This is a genomic window from Psychrobacter sp. ANT_H59, assembly GCF_008369225.1.
Taxonomy (GTDB): domain Bacteria; phylum Pseudomonadota; class Gammaproteobacteria; order Pseudomonadales; family Moraxellaceae; genus Psychrobacter; species Psychrobacter cryohalolentis.
The window spans coordinates 42,003-57,792 of the sequence record NZ_VOBE01000001.1 but is presented as its reverse complement, the minus strand read 5'-3'; the positions used below and the strand labels follow the sequence as shown (position 1 = coordinate 57,792).

The window sequence follows — 15,790 nt, the reverse complement described above, 5'->3', positions numbered from 1 at the left end:
TCGCTCTCAATTCGAAAAAACTGACCAGCCCGTTTTCTGTACCAGCAGCTCTAATGCCTTTGACCCAAGTTTGGAATTTCCTACGTGATCAAGCCCTGGTGACCAGACTGCGATTGAGCCTTTACCTGGCGCTATCGTCAAAATACCGCCACCAACACCACTTTTACCCGGTAGCCCGACACGGTAGGCAAATTCACCAGCGCCATCGTAATGACCGCACATCATCATTAAAGAGTTTATCCGTCGAGACTGCTGTGCATTAATCACTCGTATCCCTGTGTGTTGATTAACACCATTAGACACTAAAAAAAGACCAGCACGGGCTAACTGCTCACAACTCATTGCAATCGCGCATTGATGAAAATAAACACCGAGCACCTTATCCACATCGTGCTTTATATGACCAAAGGACTTCATAAAGTGGGCTAAGGCGGCATTTCGATCTCTGTGATCCATTTCAGACGCTGCCACTTTATGGTCAAAACGGATCGAATCATCATCGGCAATAAAGTGTACAAACCGCAGAATTTCACCCAAGGTTTCTTTCGGCTCATGTCCCATCATAATGGCATCCACCACGGCAATCGCACCAGCATTGATAAATGGATTACGCGGTCGACCCGATTCAAACTCCAATACGGTGATCGAGTTAAAGGGATCGCCAGATGGCTCACGACCAACATGGGTCCAAATCGCATCACCTAACTTGCCAAGACCGATGGTCAAGGTAAATACTTTGGAGATACTTTGGATCGAGAATAGGGTGCTCGCATCCCCTGCTACATATACCTGCCCATCAGGTGTCGCTACGGCAATACCAAACTGGTTCGGATCGACATGCGCCAGTTGCGGGATATAATCTGCCACTTTTCCACGATCGGTTTCAAGGGCCATCTCTGCGGCAATATCATTAAGAATCTGTTGCATATGAGTTGGGTAACCGTATTTCTACTGCGTTGTTGAATAATAGTGATTTTAACTGAATAAAAGGTGATAAGGATGTAAATATTATATTTTAATTAAGTTCTATTGAACTGAATTGCACTCAGATTCTCGGAGATTATTGTGACCGTGAGCATAATCTCACAGTCATTTCAGTTTTTTTGCAAAAATAATGAGTGGGGTTGCTCCGTATTATCAGTTCAGGGATGCTTATTTTCACCCTCCAAAGAGGTACTAGATAAATCCATGTCTACATTTAATGTAGTAAATAATTACCAAGAGGTTATTAACTCTATTGATACAGTTGATATATTTCGCCAATCTCATAGATAGTACTATACCTCTAAAAGATAGTAAGAATATTATATGTCAGCAGAGTTGACACCAGTAAGAAGTCGTTACTTGCTCAATTATTGTGTTTTGATCTGAAAGGATGTGAATAAAATTGATTTATAAGCTCATACTAAATAGGCATTTGCAGGTTGCACTGCTGTTTTTGCTGATTCAGCAAATTATTGTTGCTTCATCAACGTACTTTATTGCTCGCCTTGCACAAAGTCTGACCGAGGACACTATTTCAATTTTGTATATGGTGCTATTTGCCCTCTCTTTAGTAGCGGTTTATGTGCCTGCGTATTTTTGTGTCACCAATACAGAGCGAGCCAAGTACGACGCTCATAAGCTATACAACGATAATTTTCATACCGTCTTTTTAGGCAAGACCTACTTGTTATCTAACGATGAGTTACAGAGTACGGCAACCACAACACTCGCTCAGGAAAGCAACTACACCCTTGAAACCGTCATTGATAGCATTTTTGATATTTCAGCGTTGGTACTCAATGTCTTATTTAACGTGTTGGTCATTGCTTGGTTTTTAGATGGCACCTTACTGCTTGGTTATGCAGTAGGAATTGTTTTCGCCTCCATGTTTGTGCATTTTAGACGACATGCTTTAAAAACGGCTGCCAAAACAGATCAGCAATCACGGCTGAATTTAACCGCTAAACTCTTTGACAGTTGGGATAACGTCGTTATTTTCAATAAGCATAATTACACGCTCTATAATAATATTGTTCAAAAAAGCTTTGCGACAGCGAAGAATAATAGTGTTAAATCCACATCGATCCAGCATATCAATTCAAGTCTAGGCATAATCATATTGATGCTGCCTGTTTTTGTGGTCACGGCTTTTATTTTTAATAAAAATTGGCAGGATGCTGCGACGATGGCGGTACTAATTGCCACGCTGCCAAGACAAATTCAGCTATTGCAAATGTGCTATGCATTGATTGGATACCATACCAGTATTGGCGTTATCAAAACGATGCTAGATGGTATTTTGGAGGTCTTACAACCTACCGCTGTCAATTTAGATAACTATATTCAAGCAGACCAAATACGTGTTAAGCAAACAGGGGATATTTTTGATTCAACACAACTACCCAAGCAAGGTAGAGTAACGTTGGTTGGTAATAATGGCGTTGGTAAATCTTGTATGTTGCTCAAGCTCAAAGAGCACTACCAAGAGCAGGCTTACTACTTACCCGCTAAGCACAATTTGTATTTCAATTACAAATCAGATAAAGCCCATAAGGGTTCAACAGGACAACAACTCATCAAGCAAATTCAAGAAATTAGAGAGGATGACCAAAGTAGGATTGTCATGCTTGATGAATGGGATGCCCATTTGGATAGAGAAAACACTCAAATCATAGATCAATATCTTGATGAGCTTGCCCAAACAAGACTTGTCATAGAGGTTAGGCATTGAGTTAGAAAATATTATTTTTTAGATACTAATGTATAGACAAGACGATATCCTGAATCACCTGCGGTAGAAACATAGTCTACTTTTTCTTGGGCTATTAAGTTTATCTCATAGTACTCAGCATAATATTGTTCAAGTTGAGATAGTGTCACTAAGAAAGGAGGTAAGTTTTTATGATTATCGCTGCGCTGCTTCTCACCGTCATAAGCAAAAGATAAGAGAAGTTGGTTTGCTTTATTACTAAGCGCCATCATTTTCTGTGTATAGCGTGTACGTAAATTATCAGGCTTCATATCTGGAAGAGCTACTAATGCACCACGATCATACACAGCATCTATTATTCCAATATCAATAGGACTTAAATCAAAAATATCACCCATCCAGATTTTGAGAGTTTGTCCTTCGTGTTCAGCTTGATAACAAGTAAGATTAGGAATAGTTGAATGTGGTGATACTGTCGCTTGCAAATCGTTTTCGGCAAAAAACTGTATGACTGCTATTTCTGACAGCTCAACACCAATAACGTCAAAACCCTGACTTATAAACCATAGCATATCCACGCTCTTACCGCATAAGGGCACAAAAACGCGACCATTTTTAGGGGTGTTGAGTGCTTTGAAATGATGTACTAGCATGGGATTTGGTTTTTTCTGAGTAAAATTAGTTTGGCTATTTTTCCATGCATTTTTCCAAAATTCAGGAGTCATAAAGTTAACCTTTATTGTATTAGACTGAGTCTGCCTTGTTATTTTACTATGGACACCTCTAAGCTGTCTCAAGATGCATCCACTTTGATAAAATAGATATGAATGTCAACTAGTGCGCCATTTACTGATAGGGTATTTCTTAAGTAATTTTCTTCAATATTTTATAATATTTCTCAAGCAAACTCGATTTTTTGACTGAGTAATTGCTATGAGCCTATCCTTAATCTTATCAATGTCTGCCTTTGCTTTAGCGGTTTTGCTGGCAGGTAATGGCTAATTTATTCAACGCTGCGGGCGTCTGTCTATCAAGTACCAATTTTTTATTATCAAACGTGTGCATCAGAGTAGATAAGTATTCAATCATTTGTGTTTGCTGAAATATTCGAGCACAGTTTAAGTTGAGCCAAAACAAATCTGCTGAAAATAGAGTAGGGGCTGTCGCAGGACTGAAACAGCTAGGAACGTCAAAGGCGGATGCGATGGCGACGTTGGTTAAAAAGGTAAATGAAGATTAAGCTTGATTATACGGGTATAAATGAGCGATATTTAATTTAATAATATTAACTCAAGGACACACCATGACATCGATACGAACCGTTGGCATATTACTTTTTAACGAAGTCGAAGTATTAGATTTCGCAGGACCTTTCGAGGTATTTTCATTGGCTGAAAACGATAGCAGTGATAAGCATTTTGATGTCATTACCATTGCCGAGCACCAAGCGCCAATATCTGCTAGAAATGGTTTAACTGTTATACCGGATTATAGCTTCGACAATCATCCCACTATCGATGTTTTGGTTATTCCAGGCGGTTATGGTGCTGAAAAGATCGAAATAAATAATCCAGTGTTTATTGATTGGATTATCTCTCAAGCAAAGATTACCGAGTTAACGCTATCAGTCTGCACCGGTGCCTTGCTATTAGCAAAAGCTGGATTGCTGGCTGGCAAGTCTGCAACCACTCATTGGATGGATTTGGACAATTTAGCATCCTATCCTAATATTGAAGTTATCGCGAATACCCGTTTTGTCGATGCCAGTGACGAGACTACTAAGTTGGTAACATCAGCAGGAATAAGTGCCGGTATTCATGCCAGCCTGTACTGTGTGAAGAAGTTACTAGATAGTCAAACTATGCAAACAACTGCAAGACGTATGGAGTTTGATATAGGTTGAAAGCGTTAATAAATTTGCTTAACAAACACCGCGGCATAAAGAGCTTGGATCTTTCATTATCGGCCGGCAGTGTCACTTTGAAGTGACCCGAGAGAGTATAGTCAAGATGGTAACGAATGGGCGTGATGGAATCTAAAATGAACTTAGTAACTATCCTGAATCTGTCCAATCACCTGCTGAGATAATAGAGTGTGGCCACCAATATATTGGAAACAATAACGCATGGTTAGCAGCCATATTGGATAATTTATTAAATATATAAAACTTCTAAGCATTGTTGGCTATACCAACGCTTGAGCCAATACTTCGAATATACGTGAATCTCTAGCTTGTGCCACATTAAAACGCATAAAGTTCTCAGCATTTTTTGATTGACTAAAAGCATTGCCTGGGGCTAAGACTACACCTTGTGACAAACAACGATTTGCCAGTTCGGTTGCACTATTATTGTCAGGCAAGCGGCACCAAAGAAACATCCCTGCTTGTGGTAGTAACCACGGCACAATTCCCAATTTTTCCAAGCGTGGCAGCGCTTGAGAACGTGCGCTTGCAAGACGCATATGCATCGTGCTCATATGTTTGCGATAACCGCTGTCCGTTAACGCTGATAACACGACGGCTGCTGCCAGCTGACCGCCGCCAAATCCCGTCGCTATCTTTAAATCGAGCAAACTCTCAACCCACTCGTTAGGAGCTGCAATATAGCCGCAGCGCAAGGATGCCGATAACGTTTTAGAAAAACTACCAATATAAAACACGCGTGATAAGCCGTCTAATGCCGCAAGCCGTGGCGCAGGTTTGACTTCAAAATCAGAAAAAATATCATCTTCGATAATATATAAACCAGATGCCTGAGCCAATTGCAATATTTGGTACGCCGTAGCATGCGATAAGGTTGCACCAGTAGGATTATGGATGGCGGTATTGGTAATGTATAGGCGTGGTTTGTGTTCTTCTAAAATTTTCGCAAAGGCATCTATATCTGGACCATTCGGCGTATAAGGCACGCCAATGATTTTGACTCTATGAGCACGCAATAGCGCTCGAAAATTAAAATAACAAGGGTCATCAACGACTACCGTATCGCCTGCGGTCAATAAAAAGCGAAGGATTAAATCTATCGCTTGCGTGCCAGACTCTGTCAGCATTACTTGTGAAGGCTGCGCATCGATTCCCAGTCCTGCCATACGCCGTGTCAGTAATTGGCGCAATGCGGGCAATCCTAGCGGCGTTGCATACTCACTGATAACGGTAACATCACCTCTTGCCGCATGTCGTAAGCCTCGGCGCATACCCTCCACAAAGAGCCAATCTGGAGGCAGCCAACCACAGCCAGGCTTTAGTACATTATCGGATGGCTCAAGCGATTGTCGCGACACCCATAGTGGATCTATCGCGCGATCAAGATTGTGTCCTGACTCTTTCAATGAGAGCGGCGCTGTCGTCTCTGCGACATAGAACCCTGCGCCAGGGCGTGAGTAAATAGTACCTTCTGTTTGCAAGCGCTCGTAAGCTTCAACTACCGTTGATGGTGAAAACCCGTAACTGTTCGCCGCTGCCCTTACAGAGGGTAGGCGTGTTCCGGGCATATAGACGACGGTTGCTATCTTTTCTTTAACGTCAGCCATGACGTTTTCAATTCGTGTTAATTGATGCTTCATATTTTTCAAGTGAACCCATGAATATATAAATTCGATAGAAGAGCTGTATGGGTTTTATATGCCAAACAGTTCTGTCCAATTGTACGGGATTGTATATAGATAAACTAATGCACTTTTGTTTTAATCATTGAACCTAAAACGATGTGATATGGCTATAAAGCCTGAGTGGTGACAACCATTAATATCAATCAACCCAATGATACTTTTTTAAAAGCAGCCATATATGAGTACTCAAAAATATAATAAATATTTGGCATTTGCATTATGTGTCATAACAACTAGCGTTAATATCCAAGGGCCGCTTTATGCTATTTACGCTAAAAATGACGGCTACGGTGTTTTAGCAACCACGGTCGCATTTTCTTTTTATGTGTTGGGGGTGATACCGGTATTATTAGCTTTTGGTGGACTCTCCGATAGGATTGGGAGACGTAAGACGATTTTAATCTCTTTAGGTTTATCAATAGCGGCAACTGCTCTGATGATGTTCTATCCTTATACGCGAGCATTAGCAGTAGCGCGATTATTGCTTGGTGTGGGCACGGCCTTAATGGCAGCGACGGCAACTGCATATATGATTGAATTGATTGGCTTGTCCGATACGGGGCATGCTACCACTTGGGTAACCGCAAGTACCACTATAGGTTTTGGTCTTGGGCCTGCATTAACGACAGTTTCTTTATTGTTGTATGAGACACAGCATCCTGCCAGCTTTTTCTTCCTGTTAATAAGCGCGTTTTTATCAATATTTTTAGTATGGCGGCTGCCTGAGACTGCGCCGAAACGCTCTAATACAATTAAATCAATGCTCAAGCTGCCGTATTTTAATCGTGAAGTGATATGGTATGGCGGCGGTATTTTGATTTGTTGGGCGACTACCGGATTGGTATTGTCTATTATTCCGTCCGTACTAGCCACGCATGGACTGGCTAAGTATGCTGGAATATCCTCTATGCTTGCCATCAGCTGTGGATTATTATTTCAGCCTATCGCTCGAAAGCTTGATCCTCAAGTATCATGTAAATTGGGCATTCTGATTTTACTTCCTGCTTATGCGTTGCTTGCTTGGGGTGCGCTGCATGCCAATCTACCAGTAATTCTTTTAGCGGCTTTTTTAGCTAGCAGTAGTTGTTATGGTTTCGTATATTTAGGCGGGTTGTCAGGGGTGACACAGTCTGCTGGCACTGAGCAAGCTCGTGCTAGTGCTGGCTATTTTTTAATGGCTTACATGGGGTTTAGCGTGCCAGTGATTTTTACTGGTTTGATGGTAGATCAGTATGGTTCTACTGTTGCATTTTACGCTTTTGGGTTGTTTTTACTGCTGGGCGCGTTTTTATTGTTCGCAAGTCAGTCTATTTTAAAACCAGAGTCCGCCACTATTGCAGCACCTTGATATAAGATTTTATTTAGCTAAACAAGCTTTCTTTAATAGGAAATAAATAAATGCTTCTCATTGTAATCAATCAAACACAGCACACAATAAACCGAACATAAGGCACAATCAGGTAATGACTGCTCTCACTGCTATGATAAGCCGCTTTTTCATAGCAAGAAGCATCCTGTTGATACAATAGGGTAGCGTTAAAGCCTGACATAGATAAGTGCTCATTACCTTGACCTTGAGAAGAATATTCTTTAGCAAAAACTGTTGAAAATTGAATAATTTTCTGGTCTTTTGCCGAATAGAAGCCCTCGTTTTTATCTTACTGATGACAAGCGACAATAAACAGTACGGTAATATCATAGCGATGTTCCATCCAATTATTACCGAAAAACGCCTTTTCTATAAAATCTTGCCCCGCAGTATTGCCCAGTTTTTTCGATGTTAGCATGAGCTCATCCAAGCGCATAAAGCGATGAGACTTGCTTAAATTAGTAGGCAATAGTAACTATTTATTTCTTGGTCATCTTAATAAAGCCCGTAATAGATATGACAGTCAAAAAACAATTATTTTTGATTGAGAATCTCAATGTAAAGTAATCATTATTTGATTGTGAGGTGATAATTGGGAATGAGAGACTATGCAAGGGGCTTATTGGGCATTGTGAAGATAGTAAGCACAGTAATGATGAGCAGAACAAGTTTATCAAAGAGGTTAACTTTGAATGAATAATAAAATCACTGTATCCATAACATGTCTATAAGAGGTTTCTGAAATATATGCAGAGAGGCTATTAGCGACTTGATTTAATGCATTAAGTTCGATTAGGACTCCGCGTATTAAACCTTCAAGACATATCAGTTAGTAATTATACTAGTGATGATTACAATGATTATTTAAACAGGTAACACATATTATGATTAAGCAATTATCGAGCAGACTGACTAACAACTTAATGCTTGAACATAGTCCTATGAACTTAGTACTACATACACTTCATTTAACATAATATACATTATACGAAAACAAACCAACGGTTTTATAATTTGGGCACATCATATTTTGTATAATGCTATTTGCTAATCATCCCATTGATTTCTATCAGCAGTTATTTGATGTCGATATATTGGTTTCTAATTAAGGACAGTTTTTAAGCAAATGCGCTCGTAAAGATGTTCCATCCTCATCTAAGATTACATCCGCCACTTGGCACGCAGAATTATCACAGGACAATTCATAATAAACATCATGGCCATGCGCTAAGCTGACTTGAACCAAGCCTCTGGTCGTCACTGAAAATTGCTTGTCTTGTGCATAATCAGGATCTTGAGAATTCCACAAGACATCATAACCCACATGACAGGATGTTTGCGCTTTAGCAAAGTAATCTTGCTCACGCTGCATGGCAGCCTTTAGATCCGGATTGGCATATTGTTGTAATACCACTGGGTTATCCATTCCTTCATTATTCACATCCTGCTGGTACATCTTGGCGACAGTATCGATTTTCATGGCAAAAGCTGTCTGTAAAGGCTGCGTTAGATTAGCAGTAGCCGTGATAGCAGAAAACCCTATTGCGAGCATCATTATAGAAAATATCATTTTTTGCATGGCACCCTCCATGAAATATGACGTTTTAAGTGTTATATTCATTAAATCACATACAAACTACTACTTTACTGCTTAATTGTGTCTATCGAGTTTATTAAAAAATACTGTTTACACAGCACCATTATAAACTTTGATGCGTTATTAGTACTATTGATTGGTAAATATACATTGGATCTAGTATGTGTTTTGGAATGACTTAAATAAGCTACGATAAGGATATTGTTATGATGCCATCTACTCGTTCTAATATTTTTCAGTCTTATCTTTATAAGCTATCAACCGCGGCAGGTTTTGGTTTAGTGCTAGCAATCACAGGATGCCAATCTTCTGCTGAATCCAACGCCAGCACTCCAAATCAATCAACTGGTAACCCATCTGTACCTATAGTCTCAGATATGAGCCAGCAAACGCTCAAACAGCAAGCACTGCGTATCCAGCGCGCTCTTGCCAATAATGATTTTTCTAGAATCACAGATGATATTCACCCAACTCGTGGCGTACGTTTTTCGATGTATGCTTATGTAAGGACTGATACGGATAAAGTCTTTAGCCGCGAGCAGTATGCTCAGTATCTACAACAATCAAAAATTCGTTTTACTTGGGGCGAAAAAGACGGTACTGGCGAGGCATTGGTAGTACCACTACCAGAATATCTAAGAACTTGGATTGATGCTAAAAAATATAATAATGCGCGTATAACTATCAACGAGTTTGAATCTCGAGGCAATATGATTAATAACGTCAATGAGGCTTATCCAAAATCAGATGTGGTAGATTTTCATTATAAAGGGACAGCTGAATATGATGGTATGGACTGGCGTGGTATGCGCTTAGTATTTGATGACTATCAAGGTAAACGCTACTTGATTGGTATCGTCAACGATAGATGGACAGTGTAATAAAAAGATTAAGCGTTTGATTCATTAGAAATATTTTATGATATTAGGGCAATGCGTCGTTTATGGTGCACCGCCCTTTTTGTTTACTTCAACTATTATATATTTACTTTTTGATATACATAAATCTTACGGTCTTAGCTCAAGTGGCGTTTGGCGAAAAAACTTCACCATTATGTCGTAAATATCAGGATAAGCATCGACCAGCTTTTGCGGCGTCTCAAAAAATACTTCGCTGAGTACCGCAAAAAACTCCGCAGGATTGGTCGTGCCATAACAGTCGAGACCTGATTTATGATAGCTTTGAAAATCCTCAAAATCTCGCGTCATAATTTCAGTCCAGCGCGCAGGATCCATATCCGCTTGCAGCGGCGGAAAGCCATTAGCGCGACCATTTAGCATATCAAGCTTATGTACAAACTCATGAATGACCACGTTGTGACCATCGCGCTCGCCTGAGTGCTTCGCATCTTTCCACGACAGAATAACGGGGCCGCGCAGCCACGCTTCGCCACTACGGTGCTGACTACCCTCATGGACAATGCCCAGCTCATCGACAGTGGTAGTTTCACTCTTATAGGAACCAGAATAAATGATAATGGCCGACCAGCCAGCATACCATTCAAGGCTAAGGTTTAAGATAGGCAGGCAAGCTTGCAAGGCAATAGACTGCCTAACAGCATTGGTAATCTCGAAACCCTGCGCCCCAGTAATTGACTTATTAGCCAAAAACAACGTCGCCAGCTCAAAGAGACGTGTTAGCTCATCTTCGTTTAGCCTATCAAGTATGACAATACGCTGAGCCGCTTGCAGCCAGTCACCACGGGTAAACTCGCTGTTGTCTAAGATACGCTGCTCGCGCCAGTCTTTTATCATGCTAAACATATTGAATTTCCTTTAGTTTTGTCGTTAGACTGTACTTTTTATTATTGGCGTTATGCGTTTTATGGGGTTAAGTGGTGCTGACAATAAGCCTATTTATCAAGATTCTAACGACAACATATTCATAATCAGTTTAATCAAGGTTTCTTTTTGGTTGGGGTCAGATTCAGCGACCAATAACGTTAATGCGGCAAGCCCCGTGTTATTAATAACCATGTCACCTTTATCATTGAGCAGTCGCTTATTACGATGCAGAAAATCTACAAACAAAAAAGCGCCGCTGCGTTTATTGCCATCGGTAAAAGGATGATTTTTGACCATAAAGTACAGCAGATGCGCCGCTTTACTCTCGATGGTCGGGTATGCAGGCTCGCCAAACACCGTCTGCTCTAAATTACCCAATACGCTGTCCAACCCATCACCGCGAGGCTTGGCAAATAACTCAGTCGCCTCGCCCCTTGCTATCAGCTGCGCTTTCAAATCCGTCAGTGCTGCCATTGCCTCAGTCGGACTGGGTAAGATACCGCCATCTTCTCCTGCAGGATTATCAAGCAAACCTTCATCATAGCGCTGTAACCATAAGAATGTCTGTGTATAACGGCTGATAATCTCAACCAAGCCGCGACCTTCATCGGTTTTAAGCTCGGGACTTTGCGCGGTTTTTCTGATCAAATTTAATGCTTGTTGTAGCTCGCTTGAGTTTTTATCAAAGCGCTCTTGATTGAGCGTATAGCCTTGGACCAAGTATTCACGTAGGCGCTGGGTTGCCCAGCGTCTAAACTGCACACCTTGAGGGGACTTGATGCGATAGCCTACTGAGATAACCACATCTAAGTCATAAAAAGTCACAGGGCGATCAGAATTTGCAATATGCATTTTTTGCATATTGCTTTTTTCAGCAATCTCTTCATCGTTTATAGCATTGGCAATATGACGCGAAATCACTGATTGGTCACGACCAAACAACTCGGTCATTTGTGCTTGCGTGAGCCAAACAGTCTCTTGCTCGAAGCGAACGTCTACCTGCGCCTCTCCATCAGCGCTTTCATATATCTCTACTTTTGCCACGTCATCATTCATAACGTTAATCATCTCAGCTCTCCCCAATCCAAATACAAATGCTTGCGCTGTGGTTATTATTCTTAATAGGCAAATCATACAGCGACTGCATGACAGAGTACATAACAATGACTATCTTGTGCTTGTGCTTGTGCTTGTGCTTGTGCTTGTGCTTGGAGTATCTCGCGGCGTATAACCGAAATGCTGCTTATAAATGCGTGAAAAGTAACCTTGGTCACCATAACCGACTCTATGCGCAACTTCATCGATGGTTACGTAGCTTTTGGTTTTTAAAATATGATTGGCCTGCTTTAAGCGCAATTCTTTTACCCATTCCGAAAAACTATAGGGCAACTCAGCAAACAGTTTATGCAAGTATCTGACCGATATATGACAAGCAGCAGCGACCATCGCTGGGGTTAAAGCGGGGTTTTCTAGGTGCAGATAGACGTAATGCTCGATGCGCTTTAGATGTACCGACTGTATGGACGAGCTGTTACTCATCATCACCTCTTTCGGGGCGCTTAATGTCAATACAATAAGGTTAAGCAGCTGTTGCTCTAGGATTTTAACCTTCAATGAATGGGAATATCTTGCCCTTGCAAAATCATCTCAGGCAAATGATCAAACAGCGCATTACTATAGTCATGGGCTAAGTTAAAGACACTCGAACGGGCGGTTTTTTCTAAGGTGGTTGTCATCTTACGCTGCGCCGTTTCTAGGGCACCACGTACGACAGACAAGGTAATAGGATCTATAGAGGGGTGAGCGTTGCTCATGAAAGACTCCTTGTCGAGAAATTTGGGTCAGAAGAAGCGCATTTATATAAGAGAAATAAGAGAATATACCGGTCTATATGACCATTTATCCTTACCCTTCAGCGCGCGCTTTATCTGGCTTATCATCTATCCTAATGATCAAGCTTTTTCACTATAGCGAGGTTTTGGCAAAATAGATTGACTGTGCGTGCAGATTTTTTGACTGTGAGTGTACAGCTGTAGCTATAAGCAGCCTGTTTTCATCTTTATCATAGTGGGATATAAAGCGTTCAGAATAAAAAAAGAGCAATGCCTCATATGTGATGCACTGCTCTTTTTGTCTATTCTTACTAACCCTATAGGAAGCTATAAGTTATTTACTACTATGCGTGCGCAGACTTCCCGCCTAGGCCCATCTTCACATTTGCCAATATCAATCCAGATAAGATGAGCATCATCGCTAGCATCTTCCACCACGTCACCACCTCTCCTGTGAACAGCACTGAGGTCGCCATACCGAATATGGGCACCAGTAGAGCAAAGGGCATAACCTTGGAGGCGATATTTTGACTAAGCAAATGCGCCCATAGTCCAAAGCCGATCAGGGTTGAGACATAGACGATAAATCCAAGCGATAACCAAGATTGGAAGGATGCCTCAGTAAATGTGGCGAGATGCCATGCTTCGGTTTCGAATAGTAGAGAAGATAACGTCAAAATCACACAGGCGATCAGACCGCCCCATACCACTAGTGATAGCGCAGACAGTGCCGATGTCTTATTTGAAGCTTTGTTGTTTCTATTGCTATTGACAGGCAAGGCAGTAGAAATATTACTAGCGCTTTGCTGTGTTGAGGCTTGTTTTGAAGCAATATTGCCAAAGCTCCAACCTATGGCTGCAATCAATATGCAGATAAAGCCAACCAAGGGCATATCACCGCCGAGATTTAGCGCAATCACACCAAGCCCTAGCACACCAACTAACATACCGATAATCTGCATGCGACTCACCGCTTCACCTAATATGACGTACGCCAGCAAGACGGTAATAAAAATTTGAACTTGCAACAACAGCGCCGTCAACCCTGCCGATGCACCCAAATGCATGGCGGTAAATACAAAAGCATACTGCATAACAAACGTACCAATAGCATAGATAAATAGCGTAGGGTTGAATTTGGGCGGTTTAAGGAATAAAACCAACGGCACGGCAGTAAAGAAAAAACGTAGCGCGGTTAACATTAGTGGTGGAAAGCTTTCAAGCGCCCAGGCAATAAAGGTAAAGTTTACACCCCAAATAAAGGCAACCAGTACAGCTAGAGCAATGTGTAGAAGGGTCATAGGCTTATCCTAGAATAGCTATTATTAGTTCTGAGTTGTTATTAATGTTTGAATATTAACAGTCAACTATAGTTTAAATGCCCATAACAGACCCGATACAGTTTTACGAATGGTGAACAAAGTGTATAGTTACTCTTAACGTTACAATTAATCATGACATTGAAGGGATAAGCACATTCATTATGGTCGAAACCTATACGCTCAATCCAAATTTAACCAAGACTGCCGCCGTCGCTGAATGGTTACAGCAGCGTATTGACTGGCAGATTTACCTGCCCAATCAGCGTGTGCCCTCGGTGCGAAAGTTAGCGAAACTATTAAATATATCAAGCTTTACGGTGGTACAAGCTTATGAGCAATTGGTGGCTACCAGCGTGCTAATTGCTAAGCCCAGCTCGGGCTATTATGTCAATACGCAAGCAAAAGTAGTTCAGCCGAATGATGATAAAAGAGCAGTCGTTAAGCACCGAGTAATAGATACGCGCTGGCTGATACAGCAGGTCTTTAGTGATATCCCGCATCATCGCTCGCCGGGGGTGGGAACATTACCGAGAGACTGGGTACGTAATGATAAGATGGAATGGGCCATACGGCAGGTCACCCAGCAAGCCGATAGCTTTATCTATGATTATGGCAATGTTCACGGCTATCTGCCGCTACGTCAGCAGCTGGTTCAACACCTGCATACGCTAGGCATGCAAACTAATGCCGACCATGTGATTACTACAGCAGGAGTGTCGCAAGCCGTGAACATGGTTGCGCGACTTCTTACTCAAGCTGGGGATACGGTAGTCGTTGATGGGCCGGGCTGGTATTGGCTATCGAGCTGCCTGCAACAACAGGGCTTAAACGTCGTCTCTGTAGAACGCGACCATCAAGGGCCTAATATCGAGCACATGCAAAAACTGTTTGCCACGTATCGCCCTAAGTTATACCTGACTAATAGCGTGCTGCACAACCCAACATCCTATAATCTGCATCCTGCCCGCGCGCACCAAGTACTCAATCTTGTTCATGAGTATAATGCTTATATTTTTGAGGACGATTTATACGCCGCATTCGTACCGGGTGGTCAAGTGCTGCGTTATACCAGTCTTGATCAGTTTGAACGGGTGTTTTATGCAACTGGGTTTTCAAAGTCGATGGCGTCTGGCTGGCGCGTCGGCATGTTGGTCTGTCCTGATAAGTATATTGATGATGTATTACGTATGAAAACCTTAAGCAATTCAAACACGCCAGAATTTGGCGAACGGGTTTGTCATCATTTATGGACGCATGGTGAGTATCGTCGGCAGATTAAAAAAGTGCAGCAGCATTTGTATAGGGCTCATGAAAGAATGCGCCAAGCATTACCAAAGATAGGACTTATCTACCCTGATCATACACAAGCAGGTCTCTTTGTTTGGGTAGACACGGGGCAAGATACCAGCCAGCTGGCACTAGATGCCTACAAAGAAGGCTGGCTGGTCGCACCGGGGCAATTGTTTTATCCAGATGCGAGCGCCTCAACCCATCTGCGACTCAATGTATCAACAACTGGCGATGATTTTTTGAGGTGGTTGGGTGATTATTTGGATAAAAGCTGTCAATACTGATAAAAACT

15 protein-coding genes are annotated in these 15,790 nt (G+C 41.7%); 5 read left to right on the top strand and 10 right to left on the bottom strand.

What is annotated here, in order from left to right; all coding sequences use genetic code 11:
- Nucleotides 1–6 precede the first annotated feature (6 nt).
- Entirely contained in the window at nt 7–927 is a 921-nt protein-coding gene (locus FQ083_RS00220; RefSeq protein WP_011513663.1) for a glutaminase, read from the bottom strand.
- 460 nt (nt 928–1,387) lie between these two features.
- Here FQ083_RS00220 and FQ083_RS00215 point away from each other — a divergent pair, with 460 nt between their 5' ends.
- Nucleotides 1,388–2,716, top strand: coding sequence for an ATP-binding protein (locus tag FQ083_RS00215; protein ID WP_149408259.1), 1,329 nt, complete (start codon nt 1,388–1,390; stop codon nt 2,714–2,716).
- Nucleotides 2,717–2,727: 11 nt separating this feature from the next.
- Here the strand turns inward: FQ083_RS00215 and FQ083_RS00210 are convergent, their stop codons facing one another.
- Nucleotides 2,728–3,420, bottom strand: a complete 693-nt coding sequence (locus tag FQ083_RS00210; protein WP_149408258.1) for a thiopurine S-methyltransferase — start codon at nt 3,418–3,420, stop codon at nt 2,728–2,730.
- A gap of 578 nt (nt 3,421–3,998) precedes the next feature.
- Here FQ083_RS00210 and FQ083_RS00205 point away from each other — a divergent pair.
- Nucleotides 3,999–4,598 carry a DJ-1/PfpI family protein gene (locus FQ083_RS00205; RefSeq protein WP_149408257.1) on the top strand — a complete coding sequence of 200 codons (600 nt, stop codon included), beginning with the start codon at nt 3,999–4,001 and terminating at the stop codon, nt 4,596–4,598.
- Between the two features lie 281 nt (nt 4,599–4,879).
- Here the strand turns inward: FQ083_RS00205 and FQ083_RS00200 are convergent, their stop codons facing one another.
- Nucleotides 4,880–6,259 (bottom strand): PLP-dependent aminotransferase family protein, encoded by a 1,380-nt coding sequence (locus tag FQ083_RS00200; RefSeq protein ID WP_149408256.1) that lies wholly within the window; start codon nt 6,257–6,259, stop codon nt 4,880–4,882.
- A gap of 223 nt (nt 6,260–6,482) precedes the next feature.
- Here FQ083_RS00200 and FQ083_RS00195 point away from each other — a divergent pair, with 223 nt between their 5' ends.
- Entirely contained in the window at nt 6,483–7,652 is a 1,170-nt protein-coding gene (locus FQ083_RS00195; protein ID WP_149408255.1) for an MFS transporter, read from the top strand.
- Between the two features lie 310 nt (nt 7,653–7,962).
- On the opposite strand, the gene FQ083_RS12745 is transcribed toward FQ083_RS00195, so the two are convergent.
- Nucleotides 7,963–8,091: a hypothetical protein gene (locus tag FQ083_RS12745; protein WP_262880805.1), complete on the bottom strand. Its 129-nt coding sequence runs from the start codon at nt 8,089–8,091 to the stop codon at nt 7,963–7,965.
- A 687-nt stretch (nt 8,092–8,778) separates the two neighbouring features.
- Nucleotides 8,779–9,252: a hypothetical protein gene (locus FQ083_RS00190; RefSeq protein WP_041753113.1), complete on the bottom strand. Its 474-nt coding sequence runs from the start codon at nt 9,250–9,252 to the stop codon at nt 8,779–8,781.
- A 224-nt stretch (nt 9,253–9,476) separates the two neighbouring features.
- Here FQ083_RS00190 and FQ083_RS00185 point away from each other — a divergent pair, with 224 nt between their 5' ends.
- Complete coding sequence (locus FQ083_RS00185; protein ID WP_149408254.1) at nt 9,477–10,151, top strand: hypothetical protein; 675 nt, start codon at nt 9,477–9,479, stop codon at nt 10,149–10,151.
- 126 nt (nt 10,152–10,277) lie between these two features.
- Here the strand turns inward: FQ083_RS00185 and FQ083_RS00180 are convergent, their stop codons facing one another.
- From FQ083_RS00180 to FQ083_RS00160, 5 genes are all read right to left on the bottom strand, one after another.
- Nucleotides 10,278–11,033: a zinc-dependent peptidase gene (locus FQ083_RS00180; RefSeq protein WP_149408253.1), complete on the bottom strand. Its 756-nt coding sequence runs from the start codon at nt 11,031–11,033 to the stop codon at nt 10,278–10,280.
- A 96-nt stretch (nt 11,034–11,129) separates the two neighbouring features.
- Nucleotides 11,130–12,122 (bottom strand): RhuM family protein, encoded by a 993-nt coding sequence (rhuM, locus tag FQ083_RS00175; protein WP_149408252.1) that lies wholly within the window; start codon nt 12,120–12,122, stop codon nt 11,130–11,132.
- A gap of 99 nt (nt 12,123–12,221) precedes the next feature.
- On the bottom strand, nt 12,222–12,593 hold the full coding sequence (locus tag FQ083_RS00170) for a helix-turn-helix transcriptional regulator (protein WP_188004041.1): 372 nt from the start codon (nt 12,591–12,593) through the stop codon (nt 12,222–12,224).
- Nucleotides 12,594–12,664: 71 nt separating this feature from the next.
- A complete protein-coding gene (locus FQ083_RS00165) occupies nt 12,665–12,868 on the bottom strand; it encodes a hydantoinase B/oxoprolinase family protein (RefSeq protein ID WP_262880804.1) in 204 nt (67 codons plus the stop codon).
- A 362-nt stretch (nt 12,869–13,230) separates the two neighbouring features.
- Nucleotides 13,231–14,187 (bottom strand): EamA family transporter, encoded by a 957-nt coding sequence (locus FQ083_RS00160; protein WP_149408250.1) that lies wholly within the window; start codon nt 14,185–14,187, stop codon nt 13,231–13,233.
- Between the two features lie 182 nt (nt 14,188–14,369).
- Here FQ083_RS00160 and FQ083_RS00155 point away from each other — a divergent pair, with 182 nt between their 5' ends.
- Nucleotides 14,370–15,782, top strand: a complete 1,413-nt coding sequence (locus FQ083_RS00155; protein ID WP_149408249.1) for a PLP-dependent aminotransferase family protein — start codon at nt 14,370–14,372, stop codon at nt 15,780–15,782.
- Nucleotides 15,783–15,790 lie beyond the last annotated feature (8 nt).

What these genes read in the sequence shown, in the direction of transcription:
- FQ083_RS00220 (WP_011513663.1), bottom strand. Translation starts at nt 927, where the DNA reads ATGCAACAGATTCTTAATGATATTGCCGCAGAGATGGCCCTTGAAACC.
- FQ083_RS00210 (WP_149408258.1), bottom strand. Translation starts at nt 3,420, where the DNA reads ATGACTCCTGAATTTTGGAAAAATGCATGGAAAAATAGCCAAACTAAT.
- FQ083_RS00205 (WP_149408257.1), top strand. Translation starts at nt 3,999, where the DNA reads ATGACATCGATACGAACCGTTGGCATATTACTTTTTAACGAAGTCGAA.
- FQ083_RS00200 (WP_149408256.1), bottom strand. Translation starts at nt 6,259, where the DNA reads ATGAAGCATCAATTAACACGAATTGAAAACGTCATGGCTGACGTTAAA.
- FQ083_RS00195 (WP_149408255.1), top strand. Translation starts at nt 6,483, where the DNA reads ATGAGTACTCAAAAATATAATAAATATTTGGCATTTGCATTATGTGTC.
- FQ083_RS12745 (WP_262880805.1), bottom strand. Translation starts at nt 8,091, where the DNA reads ATGCTAACATCGAAAAAACTGGGCAATACTGCGGGGCAAGATTTTATA.
- FQ083_RS00190 (WP_041753113.1), bottom strand. Translation starts at nt 9,252, where the DNA reads ATGCAAAAAATGATATTTTCTATAATGATGCTCGCAATAGGGTTTTCT.
- FQ083_RS00185 (WP_149408254.1), top strand. Translation starts at nt 9,477, where the DNA reads ATGATGCCATCTACTCGTTCTAATATTTTTCAGTCTTATCTTTATAAG.
- FQ083_RS00180 (WP_149408253.1), bottom strand. Translation starts at nt 11,033, where the DNA reads ATGTTTAGCATGATAAAAGACTGGCGCGAGCAGCGTATCTTAGACAAC.
- rhuM (WP_149408252.1), bottom strand. Translation starts at nt 12,122, where the DNA reads ATGATTAACGTTATGAATGATGACGTGGCAAAAGTAGAGATATATGAA.
- FQ083_RS00170 (WP_188004041.1), bottom strand. Translation starts at nt 12,593, where the DNA reads ATGAGTAACAGCTCGTCCATACAGTCGGTACATCTAAAGCGCATCGAG.
- FQ083_RS00165 (WP_262880804.1), bottom strand. Translation starts at nt 12,868, where the DNA reads ATGAGCAACGCTCACCCCTCTATAGATCCTATTACCTTGTCTGTCGTA.
- FQ083_RS00160 (WP_149408250.1), bottom strand. Translation starts at nt 14,187, where the DNA reads ATGACCCTTCTACACATTGCTCTAGCTGTACTGGTTGCCTTTATTTGG.
- FQ083_RS00155 (WP_149408249.1), top strand. Translation starts at nt 14,370, where the DNA reads ATGGTCGAAACCTATACGCTCAATCCAAATTTAACCAAGACTGCCGCC.